Source organism: Pararhizobium sp. O133 (genome assembly GCF_051669845.1).
GTDB lineage: Bacteria > Pseudomonadota > Alphaproteobacteria > Rhizobiales > Rhizobiaceae > Pararhizobium.
Genome location: NZ_CP196426.1, coordinates 1,469,266 through 1,485,000, shown reverse-complemented (window position 1 = coordinate 1,485,000; position 15,735 = coordinate 1,469,266). Strand labels below are relative to the sequence as shown.

The window sequence follows — 15,735 nt, the reverse complement described above, 5'->3', positions numbered from 1 at the left end:
CGCGAGATTTCCTTGCGCTGGCTGTCGGGCACGTTCCTGACCGGCATCACCTCCAGCCTTTTGATGGGCGTCGCGCTTTTTGCGGCGCTCGACGGCCGCCAGCAGCTCGCCATTCCGGCGGAAGCCTACGCGGCGGTGATGGATCCGTCCGCCCGCGGAAGCCAGCCGACCGCCGCCGCCAAGCGCGGCAACCGCGTCCTGACGCCGAATATCGTCGCCAAGCCCTCCGATCGCACCATTCTCGAAGTCTCGACGATGACGCGGGACGGCGACAAGGAGGTGGTGCGCCGCCAGCCGTTTGCCCATGTGAAGATGACGCTGGCCGCCAATCACCAGGCGGCCGAGAAGTATCCCTCCTTCGATCCGCTGGCGATCTTTTCCAGCGATGAGGCGCAGGCCGCGCCGCCGGTCAGCCGCACCGGGACGATTTACGGTTCCGACGTCGAATCCGAGGTGGCCCTGAAAACGATCGATTTCCCGCTCAAGGGATCGACGCTGAAATTCGCCCCCTCCATGTCGATGGACGAGGTCGAGGAGAATGTCCGCACCAACGGATCCGTTCTCACCGACGGCAATACCCAGCTCGCCTCGCTCTTCTATGTCGATCCACGCCGCTTCGCCTCCGACGCTTCCGACATCGACCTGATCCAGGGTCTGTCGGCGCGTATCGTCGAGGAGAACATGACGGTCTCGGCCTTCGAGAACACCGCCGGCCAGACCACGGAATATGCCGACGACGTCATCCCAGTGCGCCGCGCGACGCCGATCGCCGCCGTGCTGATCAATGCCGGTTATGGCAAGGCCCAGGCCGAGGATCTCGCCGGTTACCTGCGGCCGGCGCTCGATGCGACGGAATTGCAGGAAGGCGATGTCCTGCGCATCGGCATCATCCAGAAGGGCGAGAACGAGGAAGCCAAGGTCGTGCGCGCCAGCGTCTATTCGCGCGGCGCCCATGTCTTTACCATGGCGCTCGACGATGGCGGCAATTTCGTCAAGGGCTACGAGCCGCCGCCGCTCGCCGCCGTCGCCAGTGCCTTCGACGATACCGGCACGCCGGCGATCAGTGCGGGCCGCGACCTGCCCCGCGTCTATGACGGCGTCTATCGCGCCGCCCTCTCCTACGGCATGAATTCCACCATGGTGGCGCAGATCATCAAGCTTCTGGCGAGCAATGTCGATTTCCAGGCGCAGCTGAAGCCGACCGACAGCCTCGAAGCCTTCTTCTCGGTCACTGATGAGAGCGGCAAGGCGACGGACGACAGCGAATTGCTCTATGTCAACGCCAAGTTCGGCGATGCGCAGACGAAGTTCTATCGTTTCCAGGACCCGGAAGACAATTCGATCGACTACTACAACGAGCAGGGCAAGAGTATTCGCCAGTTCCTGCTGCGCAATCCCGTGCCGAACGGCACGTTCCGGTCCGGCTTCGGCATGCGCCGCCATCCGATCCTCGGCTTCTCACGCATGCATACCGGCGTCGACTGGGCGGCCCCGCGCGGCACGCCGATCATCGCGGCCGGCAATGGCGTCGTCGAGAAGGCCGGCTGGGATAGCGGCGGCTACGGCAATCAGACGCTGATCCGCCATGCCAACGGCTATGTCTCGTCCTACAATCACCAGAGCACCATCGCCAAGGGCGTCACCGCCGGCGCCAAGGTCGTCCAGGGCCAGGTGATCGGCTGGGTCGGGACCACCGGCCTGTCCACCGGGCCGCATTTGCATTACGAGTTGATCGTCAACGGCAACCGCGTCGATCCGCTGCGCATTCGCCTGCCCGGCGGAAAGTCGCTCGATGGCCCGGCTTTGGCGCAATTCGAGGAAGAGCGCACCCGCATCGACGAATTGCTGGCCAAGGACAACGGCACGGCGGAAGTGGCGGCGGCGCAGTAGCACCACGGCCATCGGAATATTCTACCGCTTGCGATAGAGGATCATGCCGCCGTGATGGAGAACGCCGTCGATGAAATCGCCATCGGCGGTGAAGCCGGTATCATCCCAATATTCGATGTGATCGCCACTCACCTCGTAGCGACCCTGATAGGCGCTTTCCCGCGTGCCACGCGCTTCGTCATAGCGACCGTTGGCAAGAAGTTCGTGGCGGACACGCTCATCCTTCGTCACCCAGAGGCCGATATAGGGATGCGGTTCATGCGTTGCGTTCATCGTGTCGTCCTCCGTTTGGGCCAAGGCGGTGCCCGTCAGCACCGCCGCTATCGACAAGACCATGGCGATTCTGACCATCAGTGCGCCGTCCGCGTCGGACGCACGACGATTTCGTTCACATCGACATCCGCCGGCTGCTCGATCGCAAAGCGGACGGCCCGCCCGATCGCGTCGGGCTGCAGCGCGATGGCGCGGTAGGCCTTCATCGCCTCGGCGGCGGCGGGGTCGGTGATCGTCCCGGCCAGTTCGCTTTCCACGACGCCCGGATGGATGCAGGTCACGCGGATATCGTCCCGCTCCTGCCGCAACCCGTCGGAAATCGCCCGCACGGCGAACTTGGTGGCGCAATAGACGGCAGCCGTCGGAACCACATTGAGCGCACCGATCGAGGCGATGTTGATGATGTGACCCGAGCTTCGTTTCGTCATCTCCGGCAGCACGGCGGCGATGCCATGAAGGACACCCTTGATATTGACGTCGACCATCCGGTCCCATTCATCGACCTTCATGGAGGCCATCAGCGACAGCGGCATGATGCCGGCATTGTTGACGATGACATCAACCTTGCCGAAAGCGGCCCGCGCGGCATCGGCAAAGACCGCCACATCCGCGCGGTCGGTCACGTCGACCCGACGCGTCTCCACCATGCCGCCGGCCGCGCGAAGTTCCTCGGCCAATGTCTCCAGTCGGTCGGTGCGCCTCGCACCGAGCATCAGCCTGTATCCGGGACGGCCGAGTTCACGGGCAATGCCCGCGCCGATCCCGCTGGAGGCGCCGGTGATGAGGACTGTTTTCTCGTCTGACATGATCTTTCCTTCCGTTTCAAGCTTGGTGCTTGCGGACAGGATAGGGACAGACCATTGTCGCGATAAGCCGCTTATTGATGATCTCGACGGCAAGGATAGCTAACCAATGTCACCGGACCTGAATGCACTTTCCGTCTTTGCCGTTGTCGCCCGAGAGCGCAGCTTTCGTGCCGCGGCCGACCGGCTGGGGGTCACGCGCTCGGCGGTCAGCCAGACGATCTCCAGGCTGGAGGAAACGCTCGGCATTCTGCTGGTGCGACGGACGACGCGCAGTGTCAGCCTGACGGAAGAGGGCCAGCGCCTGTTTGACGACATCGGTCCGGCAATTGCCGACATCTCGACTGCGGTGTCGACCGTCGCGGAGGCCCGTGGCCACCTGCGCGGCCAGTTGCGGCTCGCCGTCTCATCAATCGCGGAAAGTTTTCTATCCGGAGACCTGCTGGCAGCCTTTGCGGAAGCCAACCCGGATGTGCAGATCGACATCACCGTGTCCGATGAGGAATTCGACATTGTCGCTGAGGGCTATGATGCCGGGGTTCGGCTCGGCGAAGTCGTCGCACAGGACATGATCGCCGTTTCCGTTTCCGGCCTGCAGCGTCAGTTTGCCGTTTGCGTACCCGCCTATCTGAAAAAAGTGGCGCGGCCCAATCACCCTCGAGACCTGGCGCATCATCGCTGCATCGGCTGGCGCCCGGGACCGGGGATTGCGCCGTATCGCTGGGAATTCACGGAGGACGGCAAGGATTTCAGTGTGGCGGTGGAGCCCGAGTTCACCACCAACGACATGGGCCTGATGATCCGCCTGGCGCTGTCGGGCGCCGGCATCACCTTCGGCATGGAGGAGACGTTCCGCCCGCTGATCGAGAAAGGTGCACTCGTGCCCGTGCTGGAAGAGTACAGCCCGCCATTCGCCGGTTTCTACCTCTATTATCCGAACCGCCGGAACCTGACGCCCAAGCTTCGGGCCTTGCTGGATTGGATCAAGCGCGCGCGGTCGCAAACCACGGACCGATAGCGCAAAAAACCTCCCCGGAAAACCGGGGAGGTCTGATGGTCATTGCGATCGCAGTCGATCCTTACGCCGCGGCCTTCTCCGCCCCGTCCCGCAGCTTGAAGTTCAGCCGGTCCGACCCGGCAAACGCCTTGATCGTCGAGCCATCCGGGAAGTTGCCCTGCAGAATCTGCTCGGCGAGCGGGTCCTGGACGTATTTCTGCACGGCCCGCTTCAGCGGACGCGCGCCATAGGCCGGATCGTAGCCCTTGTCGGCGAGGAAGGCGCGGGCCTCGTCGTCGAGTTCGAGCGTGATCTTGCGATCGGCCAGGAGCTGCTTCAGGCGAGTCAGCTGGATATCGACGATCGCCCCCATCTCTGCGCGCTTCAGGCGGTGGAACAGGATGATCTCGTCGATCCGGTTGAGGAATTCGGGGCGGAAATGACCGCGCACCACATCCATCACCTGATCGCGCACCTGGTCGCTGTCATCGTTCTCGCCAAGCTGGGACAGGTATTCCGCCCCGAGATTGGAAGTCATGATGATCATCGTGTTGCGGAAATCGACGGTGCGGCCCTGGCCATCGGTCAGGCGGCCGTCATCGAGAACCTGCAGCAGAACGTTGAACACGTCCGGATGCGCCTTCTCGATCTCGTCGAACAGCACGACCTGATAAGGCTTGCGCCGCACCGCCTCGGTCAGCGCGCCGCCTTCCTCGTAGCCGACATAGCCGGGAGGTGCGCCGATCAGCCGGGATACGGAGTGTTTCTCCATATATTCCGACATGTCCATGCGCACCAGTGCCGTATCGTCGTCGAACAGGAAACGAGCCAAGGCCTTGGTCAGCTCGGTCTTGCCCACGCCGGTCGGCCCGAGGAAGATAAACGAACCGATCGGACGGTTTGGATCCTGCAGACCGGCGCGCGAACGACGAACCGCGCGCGACACAGCCTGAACCGCATCACCTTGGCCGACAACCCATTTGCCGAGTTCATCTTCCATACGCAGCAGCTTGTCGCGCTGCCCTTCGAGCATCTTTTCCACCGGAATACCGGTCCAGCGGGAAACCACATGGGCGATGTTGTCCGGTGTGACGACTTCCTGCACCATCGAATTGGTCGTCGAATCCTGGGCTTCGGATGCCTCCAGCTCCTTTTCGAGCTTCGGGATCACGCCATAGGCAAGCTCGCCAGCCCGCTGAAACTCGCCCTTGCGCTGGGCGATCGCCAGTTCGTTGCGGGCCTCGTCGAGCTGCTTCTTGAGATCGGCAGCCAGGCCGAGCTTCGACTTTTCCGCCTGCCAGCGCGCCGTCAGCGCATCGGCTTGCTCTTCCAACCCGGTCAGGTCCAGTTCGAGTTTTTCCAGCCGGTCCTTCGAGGCGCGGTCGGTTTCCTTCTTCAGGGCCTCGCGCTCGATTTTCAACTGCATGATGCGCCGGTCGAGTTCGTCCAGTTCCTCGGGCTTGGAATCCACCTGCATGCGCAGCCGGGATGCGGCCTCGTCCATCAGGTCGATCGCCTTGTCCGGCAGGAACCGGTCGGTAATGTAGCGGTTCGACAGGGTCGCGGCCGCCACCAACGCGGAATCGGAGATCCGCACCTTGTGGTGCTGTTCGTACTTTTCCTTGAGGCCCCGCAGGATCGAGATCGTGTCCTCGACATTCGGCTCGTTGACCATGACCGGCTGGAACCGGCGGGCAAGGGCCGCGTCTTTTTCCACGTGCTTGCGATACTCGTCGAGCGTGGTCGCGCCGACGCAGTGCAGTTCGCCGCGTGCAAGCGCGGGCTTCAGGAGGTTGGACGCATCCATCGCGCCATCCGCCTTGCCGGCACCGACCAGCGTGTGCATTTCGTCGATGAACAGGACGATCTCGCCGGCTTCCGCCTGGACTTCGGAGAGAATGGCCTTCAGCCGTTCTTCGAATTCGCCGCGGAATTTTGCACCGGCGATGAGCGCGCCCATGTCGAGCGCCATCAGCTTCTTGTCCTTGAGGCTTTCGGGCACGTCACCGTTGATGATGCGCAAGGCCAGGCCTTCCGCGATTGCCGTCTTGCCGACGCCGGGTTCACCAATCAGGACCGGGTTGTTCTTGGTGCGGCGCGACAGGACCTGGATCGTACGGCGGATTTCATCGTCGCGACCGATCACCGGGTCGAGCTTGCCGTCGCGGGCATCCGCCGTCAGGTCGCGGGCATATTTTTTCAGCGCGTCAAACCCGGCTTCGGCGTTCGCCCCGTCGGCGGTGCGTCCCTTGCGGATGTCGTTGATCACCTGGTTGAGCTTGGCCGCCGTCACGCCAGCCTTCGACAGGATGCCCGAGGTCGCAGCCGACGTTTCGATGATCAGCGCCTGCAGCAGCCGCTCGACGGTGACGAAACTGTCGCCCGCCTTCTTGGCAGCTTCTTCAGCCGTGGTGAACACCTTGGCCAGCGGCTGCGACAGCGAGATCGAGCCGTTGCCGCCGGATACTTTCGGAAGCTTGGCCAGCGCACCGTCATTGGCGAGCTTGGCATCCTTGGCGCTGCCGCCAGCGCGATCGATCAGCGAGGCTGCCATGCCCTGGTCGTCATCGAGCAGGACTTTCAGCAGATGTTCGGGAACGAATTGCGGATGCCCCTGGGCCAGCGCATAGGTCTGGGCGGATTGCAGGAAACCGCGCACGCGCTCGGAGTATTTTTCAATATTCATCAGTCTACCTCCGGAAATCGGTCAGCCCGTTGATGGCACTGCCGACGGTTGGATTGAGGCCCCCTGAAAAGGCAAGCCCGTGTCTCGTCGTTCCGCTGCCAAAAGACAGCCACGACAACTTGAGAGGAATATGGGTGCAATTTTTTGCAAATTAAAGAGGCATTTTATCGTCGCCGCGAAATAGAATTCCTCCGACCCGACCCTTGAAAAATCCCGTGTTGCATCGCCGCGAAAACCCGGTTTATAAGCGACACACTCACCACGGACCCGGTGCAATTCCGGGTGGCTCTTCTGGCCGCCGATCCGCCAGACAACGCACACCTGCATGTCCCGATAAAATCGCGCCACCGCGCGCTTGCCATGCGTTGCGAGATCTCACTTCATGTCTTTGTCATCCATCCGTCGGGATTGGTCCGCCAATCCCATCCGCGAAATGCTCGCCGGCGCCGTCGCGACCTTCGCGTTGATCCCGGAAGTCGTTGCTTTCTCCTTCGTCGCCGGCGTCGATCCGGAAGTCGGCCTATTCGCCTCCTTCATCATCGGCATCGTCATCGCCTTTACCGGCGGACGCCCCGCGATGATCTCCGCCGCCGCTGGCTCCGTCGCGCTGGTCGCCGCCCCGCTCGTCCATGCCCACGGCCTGCAATATCTTCTTGCCGCCGGTTTGCTGGCCGGCCTGATCCAGATCGTCTTCGGCCTGCTGCGGCTCGGCGTGCTCATGCGGTTTGTGTCCAAATCCGTGCGCACCGGCTTCGTCAACGCGCTGGCGATCCTGATCTTCGCGGCGCAGCTGCCGCACATCATCGGCGGTGACTGGACGTCCTATGCCATGCTGGCTGCCGGCCTCGCGGTGATCTATCTCGCGCCCCGGATCACGACCGCCGTCCCCTCGCCGCTGATCTGCATCCTCCTTCTCACCATCGCCGCCGTGGCACTGGATCTTCCGGTCCTGACCGTCGCGGATCTCGGAAAGCTGCCGGATTCGCTGCCGATCTTCGCCTGGCCGACCGTTCCCATGACGCTTGAGACCCTGAAGATCATCGCGGCCCCGGCGCTTGCCATCGCCATGGTCGGCCTGCTCGAATCGATGATGACCGCCAGCGTCGTCGATGACTTGACGGATACGCCAAGCTCGAAGAACCGGGAATGCACGGGCCTCGGCATCGCCAACACCGCCGCTAGCCTGTTCGGCGGCATTGCCGGCTGCGGCATGATCGGCCAGACGGTCAGCAACGTGAAATATGGCGGGCGCGGCCGGCTCTCGACCCTGTTCGCCGGCGCCCTGCTGCTGATCCTGATGGTCCTGCTCAAGCCATGGGTGTCACAGGTGCCGGTGGCGGCCCTCGTCGCCATCATGGTCATGGTTTCGATCGACACGTTCGACTGGTCGTCGCTGCGCACGCTCGTGGTTCACCCCCGGATGTCGAGCGCCGTCATGCTGGTGACAGTCGTCGTCACCGTGTTCAGCGCCAACCTCGCGCTCGGCGTCGCCGTCGGCGTCCTCCTCAGCGGCGTGTTCTTCGCCTTCAAGGTCGCCCGACTGATGCGCGTGGAGACCCTGCCGGATGCGGCGGCTGCAATGGTGACCTACCGCGTCACCGGCCAGATCTTCTTCGCGTCCGCCGATGCCTTCATCGAATCCTTCACCCTCGACGAAGCCGAAGGCATGCATGTTCTCATTGATGTCTCGCGAGCCCATTTCTGGGATATCACCGCGGTCGCGGCGCTGGAAAAGGTCGTCCACCGCTTCAAGGCCAACGGCATCACCGTCGATGTCGCCGGCCTCAACGCGGCAAGCTCGACCCTGATCGGCAGCCTCGACAATCCCCTGTCGCTGAAGGAATCCTGAAAAAGCAAAACCCGGCAGCTCAAGAGCCCACCGGGTTTTACCTCACATGAATATCGGCCGCCGTTTCCGGCATCTCGTCCGGCTTATTCGCCGGCGGCCTCGGCCAGAGCCGGCTTGTCGCCGCCCTGATCGCCACCCTCTTCACCCGAAGCAGCAGCTTCGTCACCACCGGCTTCGCCACGGCGTGGCTGGCGGCGGGGGCGCGGTGCGGTACGGCGGCGCGTCGGGGCGCGGCCGGTCGGTGCTTCCTCTTCCAGCGAAACCTCGGCGGGCGTGCCTTCGATCACCGGCTGTGGGCCGGAACCGTCGATGACGGGCTGCGGCGCCAGATCGGGACGCGGCTGGGCCTGCTCGGCGCGCGGCTGGCGCGGACGGTCCTGCTGGCGCTGGCGTTCCTGGCGCGGCTGGCGTTCTTGATCGGGCTGGGCCTGACGCTCTGGGTCCTGCTGGCGTTCACCCTCCGGCTGGCGGTGCTGCCGCTGCTGGCGCTCTGCCTGCTGATGGTGCCGCTGCTGCTGCTCGACCTGCTGGTCCTGGCCGCCCGAATTGTCCTCGGTATCGCCCTGATCCATATCGTCGTCGCGCTCGTTGCCGTCGCGGTCCTGATAGTCGTTGCGATCGTTGTAATCAGTGCGGTCGTCGCGCTGGAAGCGTTCCTGCATCTGCGCCTGGGCGCTGGCAATGATGCGGTTGTAATGCTCGGCGTGCTGGAGATAGTTCTCCGCCACGACCCGGTCACCGGAACTTTGAGCGTCACGGGCAAGCGTCGCATATTTTTCGGCGATGTGCTGCGCGGTACCACGAATCTTCACGTCCGGACCGGAACTATCATAGGTCCGGGTCAGCGGGTTCGAGCCCTTCCGGTTATGATTGTTGTTATTGCCACCGCCATTGTTGTTGCTGGTGTTGGTATTGTTATTACGCCCACGGCCGCGCTTGTTCTGCTGTCCTGGCCTCATCGTTCACTCACCTGGATTCTCTTGATATTGATGATCTTGTGGCTTCGTGGCCCGCCAGAAATTCTTCAAGAGAATTCCGGGTCAGGCAGACACGCGCCGCGACCCAACCGTCTCATGACGGTACCGTCGCTGGTTAAAGTCAAATTAACAGGTACCCGCACCAGGCACTGTCGAACCTTAGCAACTCTTTTGTGAGAGCAATCCCTGCGGCTAGGTCTGACCGGAACGAATCTCAGATCTTAGACCTTCTACCCAGTGCGTGAGGGTGAACCTAGCCCGCTTCCTCTTTGATTCCAAGCCTTTTCTTCATGGTCTCTAAAAAGAACCCGCCATTTTCCGCTGGTTTTGCGGGGTTACGGCAACAGTTCGAACAGGATCGCCCTGTCATTTCCGCCGAGATCGCGCACGCGGTCGATCGCCCGGAAACCATTATCGGCAAAAAGCTGGCCGACGACCTGCATCTGGTCGTAGCCGATCTCGACCCCGACGACCCCGCCGGGTGCCAGATGCGCGGCCGCACCGGCAGCAAGCGTGCGATAGGCATCCAGCCCATCGGCGCCACCGTCCAGCGCCAAAGCCGGATCATGGTCCTTCACTTCAGGCGCCAGGGACGCAACGACATCGGTCCTTATATAGGGTGGATTCGACACAATGATGTCAAACGTGCCGTTAATTTGTTCGAACCAGTCGCTTTCGATCCCCGTGAACCGCCCGTCGAGACCATTGCGCGCCGCGTTCGCCCGCGCCATCTCCACCGCACCCGCGGCAAGATCCGAGCCCACCCCGGTCGCTTCCGGCACCGCGCTGAGCAGCGCCAGGCAGATGGCCCCCGTGCCCGTGCCGAGATCGATGATCCGGCAGGAACCGTTTTCCGCGACGATCTTCCGGGCGACCGGGATCAGCCCCTCGACGATCATTTCCGAATCCGGCCGTGGCTCCAGCGTGTCCTTCGACATGCCAAGCGTCAGCCCGTAGAATTCGCGCCACCCGAGAATGCGATAGACCGGCTCATGCGCCGCGCGGCGGGCAATGGCGTCGCGTATGCGCTGCGCATCTTCAACCGACACCGATTCGCTGCCGCGCGTCACGAACGCCAATGTGGGGAGGTCAAGCAATCCGCCGATCAGCACGCGCGCATCCAGCGCCGCCTCGCCGATATGCGCCTGCAGGAATCGGGCCTTCGCCTCGGCAAACAGGCTGTCGAGCGTATCGGTCATCCCTGGATCTCGCCGAGCTGTGCCAGCTGGTCCGCCTGGTAATCGGCAAGCAGTGCGTCCACCACCTCGTCGATTTCGCCCATCATCATCCGGTCGATCTTGTAAAGCGTCAGGTTGATGCGGTGATCGGTGACGCGACCCTGCGGAAAGTTATAGGTGCGGATGCGCTCGGACCGGTCGCCGGAACCGACCTGGCTCTTGCGCGAGGCGGAGCGCTCATTGTCCGCCTTCTGCCGCTCCATGTCGTAGAGCCGCGACCGCAAAACCTGCATCGCCTTGGCGCGGTTCTGGTGTTGCGATTTTTCAGAAGAGGTGACGACGATGCCGGTCGGCAGATGGGTGATGCGCACGGCCGAGTCCGTCGTGTTGACGTGCTGGCCGCCGGCGCCGGAGGAGCGCATCGTATCGATGCGGATATCCTCGTTGCGGATCTCGATATCGATATCTTCCGCTTCCGGCAAAACCGCGACAGTCGCCGCCGATGTATGGATGCGGCCCTGCGTTTCCGTGTCCGGCACGCGCTGCACCCGGTGAACGCCGGATTCGAATTTCAGCTTGGAGAACACGCCGCGCCCGGTCACGGTGGCGATGATTTCCTTGTAACCGCCGGCATCGCCTTCGCTCGCCGACAGCACCTCGACCTTCCACCCCTTGTCGGATGCATAACGCTCGTACATGCGAAAAAGGTCGCCGGCAAACAGCGCCGCCTCCGACCCGCCCGTACCGGCGCGGATTTCCAGGATCGCGCTCTTTTCGTCGGCGGCGTCCTTCGGCAGGAGCAGGATCTGCATGTCCTTTTCCAGCGCCTCGATGCGTTCCTCGATCTCCGGCTTTTCCATCTCGGCGAGGTCGCGCATCTCGCGATCGGTGGTGCGATCGTTCATCAGCGTGTTGACATCGGCAAGCTCGGCCAGCGCCTTCTCATACAGCCGGATCTTCGTCACCACCGGCTGCAACTCGGAATATTCCGACGCCAGCTTCACATAAACATCCGCCGCCGGCCCCTCCGACATCCGCGCCTCGATCTCGCCGAAGCGCCGCTCCAGCTCGCGCATTTTTTCAACAGGAAGTGTGGCCAATGTAGTCTCCGTGGGGCGTGCCGCTTCGCGCGTCCGTCCTTCATTCTGTCCGAGCTTGCGGAGGCTTACCCCCCTCTGTCACTCACGTGACATCTCCCCCTCAAAGGGGGGAGATCATTCTTTTCCCTATCTACACCATAGTCAGGGACGCACAATCGTTGCGGTCAATCTCCCCCCTTGAGGGGGAGATGTCGGCGTAGCCGACAGAGGGGGGTGAGCCCACAGCGGACTCCAATGCCAATCCCTAAACCGGCACCCCATGCTCCGCCGCAAATGCCAAAAGCTTCTCCCGCAATGGCGTCAGGTCCTTGTGGTCGTCCAGTGCCGCGTGCAGCATGGCCGAGAGCTTGTCGAGATCGACGGCGAGCAGCATGGCCTTGACCGGGCCGACGGCCGTCGGCGACATCGAGACGGAGCGGTAGCCGAGGCCGAGCAACGCCATGGCGGACAGCGGCTTGCTCGCCATTTCGCCGCAGAGCGTGACCGACGTTTCGTTGCGGTCACCGGCGCGGATGATGTCGCGCAGGATGCGCAGGAACGGCCGACCGAGCACGTCGAAACGATCCGCCACCCGCGCATTGCCGCGGTCGACCGCCATCGAGAACTGGAACAGGTCGTTGGAGCCGACCGAGACGAAATCGACTTCCTGCATCAGTTCGTCGAGCTGCCAGAGCAGGGCCGGCACTTCCAGCATGGCGCCGAACTGCAACTTGCGCGGCAATTGCTCGCCGACCTTGGACTGGCGCTGGATTTCCTTCTGAAGGAGTTCTCGCACGGTACGCAACTCGGCAACTTCCGTCACCATCGGCAGCATGATGCGCAGTTCCTGGCTGGCGGAGGCCCGAAGCATGGCGCGTAACTGCGTGCGCAACAGGCCGGGACGGTCCAGCGACAGGCGGATCGCCCGCCAGCCGAGCGCCGGGTTTTCCTCTTCCGCCGCGCGGAAATAGGGCACGACCTTGTCGCCGCCGATATCGAGCGTGCGGAAGGTCACCGGCTTGCCGGCCGCCTGCTTGATGACGTTGCGATAGAAGGCTTCCTGCTCCTCCATCTTCGGCATGGTCGAGGCGATCATGAACTGCAACTCGGTGCGGAACAGGCCGATGCCCTCCGCGCCGGATTCGGCCAGTTGCGGCAGATCGACCAGCAGGCCGGCATTCATCTGCAGCTTGATCCGCTTGCCGTCCTTGGTCACCGGCTCGATGCCACGCAGCGCCCGGAACTGTGCCTGCCGACGGGCGCGCAGCCTCACCTTTTCCTCGTATGCCCGCTGCAGGTCCGCCATTGGCCGCAGATGCACCTGGGCGCCGTCGCCATCGACGATAACAGCATCGCCGTTTTCGGCCAACGCCACGACACCCGCCGCCTGCCCCACCACGGAAATGCCCATGGCCCGGGCGACGATCACCACATGGCTTGTCACGGCGCCGTCTTCCAGCACCAGGCCGCGCACGTTCTCGCGCGGATAATCCAGCAGTTCGGCCGCCCCCATGGCGCGGGCGACGACGATGGCATCGGGCGGGAAATCGCTGGCCGACAGCCGCGCGCCATAGCCGGTCAGCTGGCGCAGCAGCCGGTTGGCGAGGTCGTCGAAATCGTGCATGCGCTCGCGCAGGTAAGGATCCGTCAGCCGGATCATCCGCGCCTTGGTCTCGCTCTGCACCCGCTCGACGGCGGCTTCGGCGGTGAGGCCGTTGCGGATAGCCTCTTCGAGCTTGCGCACCCAGCCCCGGTCATGGGCAAACATCCGGTAGGCTTCCAGCACGGCGCGGTGCTCGCCTTCCATCGACACGTCGCGGCGCGACAGCATGTCGTCGATGGAAATGCGCAAGGATCCCAGCGCCTCGGCCAGCCGGCCAAGCTCGTGGTCGGTATCGTCGTTCAACAGATTGGTGACGACGATGCGCGGTTCGTGCAGCACGACGTAGCCGAGGCCGATGCCTTCTCCGAAACTGTTGCCCTCGATCGTCACCGGGCGCGACAGGTCGAGTTCCAGTCCCGGACGGGTGAGCTTCTTCAGTTCCCCGGTCGCCACCATCTCGGCGAGCACCATCGCCGTCGTCTCCATCGCCTCGACCTCGTCGTCACGATAGGTGCGGCTTGCCTTGTTCTGCACGACGAGAACGCCGAGCGAGCGGCCGGTGCGCAGGATCGGCACGCCGAGGAAGGAATGGTAGACCTCCTCGCCGGTCTCCGGCAGGTAGGTAAAGGCCGGATGCGCCTGGGCGTCGGAGAGATTGAGCGGCCGGGCGGAAGCGGCGATCGTGCCGACGAGCCCCTGCCCCATCTGCAGTTGCGCGAGATGGACGGCGTCCTTGTTCAGGCCTTCGGTGGCATAGAGTTCGAGCACGCCGTCGGAGCGCAGCACGTAGACCGAACACACTTCCGCGACCATGTTCTGAGCGATCTGGCGGACAATCTGGTCAAGTCGCTCCTGCGGCTCGAGCGGTTCCGCCATCAGTTCGCGCAACCGCTTGAGAAGGACGCGTGGACCCGCGGAAAGGTCTCTCATCGCGCAACGTCTCCGTATCTGAAATCATCAAGGGCAGATAGCAATCGCCCCGGCATTATCAAGCGCCGGAAGCGACCGTAACTGCGTCGCTTAACTCTTATCCAGACCGTAGACGGAATGCAAAGTACGAACCGCCAATTCGGCGTAAGCACCGTCGATCAGGATGGAAATCTTGATTTCCGAGGTGGTGATCGCCTTGATGTTGATGCCTTTTTCAGCAAGTGCGCGGAAAGCGGACGCGGCCACGCCGGCATGGCTGCGCATACCGATGCCGATGACCGAGACCTTCACCAGGCCCGATTCGTTCTGGATGACGTCGAAGCCGATCTTTTCCTTGGATTCGTTCAGAACCTTCAGGGCCTTGTCGACATCGCTGGAGGGCACCGTGAAGGTCATGTCGGTCTTCGAGCCGTCTTCCGAAATGTTCTGGACGATCATGTCGACATTGATGTGGCTTTCGGCGAGCGGCCCGAAGATCGCGGCCGAAACGCCGGGCCGATCGGCCAGGCGCCGGAGCGAAATCTGTGCTTCATCCTTGGCATAGGCGATGCCGGTGACGACTTCCTGTTCCACGATCTCTTCCTCATCACAAATCAGCGTACCGGGGGGATTCAAGAAATCGCCCATGCCCGGTGCATCGGGGTCTTCGAAACTGGAGCGCACGAAGGTGCGGACCTTGAATACCATGGCAAGCTCGACCGAGCGAACCTGCAAGACCTTGGCCCCGAGCGAGGCCATTTCCAGCATTTCCTCGAACGCGATCTTCTTCAGGCGCTTGGCCTTCGGCTCGATGCGCGGATCGGTCGTGTAGACGCCGTCGACGTCGGTATAGATGTCGCAACGATCGGCCTTCACCGCGGCTGCAATCGCCACAGCCGACGTATCGGAACCGCCGCGACCGAGCGTCGCGATCCGATTGTCCGGGCCAAGCCCCTGGAAGCCGGCGATGACGGCCACCTGCCCCTCGCCGAAGCGGCGGACCAGTTCCGTGCCATCGATATCGAGAATGCGCGCCGCGCCATGGGCGTTGTCGGTTTTGATCGGGATCTGCCAGCCCTGCCAGGAGCGGGCATTGATGCCGATATTCTGCAGCGCGATGGCCAGCAGACCGGACGTCACCTGCTCGCCGGAGGCGACCACGGCATCATATTCGCGCGCGTCATGCATCGGCGAAGCGTCACGCGTCCAGGCGACCAGTTCGTTGGTCTTGCCGGACATGGCGGAAACGACGACCGCGACCTCATGGCCGGCATCGACTTCACGTTTCACATGGCGGGCCACATTCCTGATGCGATCCATATCCGCGACGGACGTGCCGCCGAATTTCATCACGATGCGTGCCATATGCCTCTACCGGTATTGCCTGCTGCGCCAAGGGGTTCGCGCCAGTGAAAGAAGTTGGCGGTCTCTTAGCGAAATTGAAAGCGGGGTGCAATGGCGGAACACGCACCGTTCGTCTTGCCGCACGCG

General features: G+C 63.1%; 11 protein-coding genes and 1 other annotated feature (1 of these 12 only partly in view). Of the genes, 3 read left to right on the top strand and 8 right to left on the bottom strand.

Translation table 11 applies throughout. The features are described from left to right. Window positions 1-1,890, top strand: partial view of a M23 family metallopeptidase gene (locus tag ACST81_RS07140; RefSeq protein WP_438752160.1) — the 3' portion only. The gene continues 81 nt to the left of window position 1, outside the view; 1,890 of the gene's 1,971 nt are visible here — the last part of the coding sequence; its start codon lies off the left edge, out of view; it ends in the stop codon at window positions 1,888-1,890. 21 nt (window positions 1,891-1,911) lie between these two features. Here ACST81_RS07140 and ACST81_RS07135 read toward each other — a convergent pair whose 3' ends face one another. Together ACST81_RS07135 and ACST81_RS07130 are read right to left on the bottom strand one after the other, a co-directional pair. Then, window positions 1,912-2,241: an Atu4866 domain-containing protein gene (locus ACST81_RS07135; RefSeq protein ID WP_438752158.1), complete on the bottom strand. Its 330-nt coding sequence runs from the start codon at window positions 2,239-2,241 to the stop codon at window positions 1,912-1,914. Continuing rightward, window positions 2,241-2,969 (bottom strand): SDR family oxidoreductase, encoded by a 729-nt coding sequence (locus tag ACST81_RS07130; protein ID WP_438752156.1) that lies wholly within the window; start codon window positions 2,967-2,969, stop codon window positions 2,241-2,243. The genes ACST81_RS07135 and ACST81_RS07130 overlap by 1 nt, the downstream gene beginning before the upstream one ends. 106 nt (window positions 2,970-3,075) lie before the next feature. Between ACST81_RS07130 and ACST81_RS07125 the strand changes: the two genes are divergently transcribed. Then, entirely contained in the window at window positions 3,076-3,984 is a 909-nt protein-coding gene (locus tag ACST81_RS07125; RefSeq protein WP_438752155.1) for a LysR family transcriptional regulator, read from the top strand. A gap of 61 nt (window positions 3,985-4,045) precedes the next feature. Here the strand turns inward: ACST81_RS07125 and clpB are convergent, their stop codons facing one another. After that, window positions 4,046-6,649, bottom strand: a complete 2,604-nt coding sequence (clpB, locus tag ACST81_RS07120; protein WP_438752153.1) for an ATP-dependent chaperone ClpB — start codon at window positions 6,647-6,649, stop codon at window positions 4,046-4,048. 260 nt (window positions 6,650-6,909) lie between these two features. Further along, window positions 6,910-6,965: a sequence feature (sul1 is cis-regulatory element that is thought to sense ions involved in sulfur or methionine metabolism; They are found in Alphaproteobacteria), on the top strand. A gap of 66 nt (window positions 6,966-7,031) precedes the next feature. Here clpB and ACST81_RS07115 point away from each other — a divergent pair. After that, on the top strand, window positions 7,032-8,498 hold the full coding sequence (locus ACST81_RS07115; RefSeq protein ID WP_438752151.1) for a SulP family inorganic anion transporter: 1,467 nt from the start codon (window positions 7,032-7,034) through the stop codon (window positions 8,496-8,498). Window positions 8,499-8,581: 83 nt separating this feature from the next. Here the strand turns inward: ACST81_RS07115 and ACST81_RS07110 are convergent, their stop codons facing one another. The 5 genes from ACST81_RS07110 to ACST81_RS07090 all read right to left on the bottom strand — a co-directional run bounded on the left by ACST81_RS07110 (window position 8,582) and on the right by ACST81_RS07090 (window position 15,609). Next, window positions 8,582-9,457 (bottom strand): DUF4167 domain-containing protein, encoded by an 876-nt coding sequence (locus tag ACST81_RS07110; protein ID WP_438752150.1) that lies wholly within the window; start codon window positions 9,455-9,457, stop codon window positions 8,582-8,584. Between the two features lie 353 nt (window positions 9,458-9,810). Next, window positions 9,811-10,674, bottom strand: coding sequence for a peptide chain release factor N(5)-glutamine methyltransferase (gene prmC / locus ACST81_RS07105; RefSeq protein ID WP_438752148.1), 864 nt, complete (start codon window positions 10,672-10,674; stop codon window positions 9,811-9,813). Beyond that, a complete protein-coding gene (gene prfA, locus ACST81_RS07100) occupies window positions 10,671-11,753 on the bottom strand; it encodes a peptide chain release factor 1 (protein ID WP_438752146.1) in 1,083 nt (360 codons plus the stop codon). The genes prmC and prfA overlap by 4 nt, the downstream gene beginning before the upstream one ends. Before the next feature lie 244 nt (window positions 11,754-11,997). Continuing rightward, window positions 11,998-14,265: a phosphoenolpyruvate--protein phosphotransferase gene (gene ptsP, locus ACST81_RS07095; protein ID WP_438752144.1), complete on the bottom strand. Its 2,268-nt coding sequence runs from the start codon at window positions 14,263-14,265 to the stop codon at window positions 11,998-12,000. A gap of 90 nt (window positions 14,266-14,355) precedes the next feature. Beyond that, on the bottom strand, window positions 14,356-15,609 hold the full coding sequence (locus ACST81_RS07090) for an aspartate kinase (protein WP_438752142.1): 1,254 nt from the start codon (window positions 15,607-15,609) through the stop codon (window positions 14,356-14,358). Window positions 15,610-15,735 lie beyond the last annotated feature (126 nt).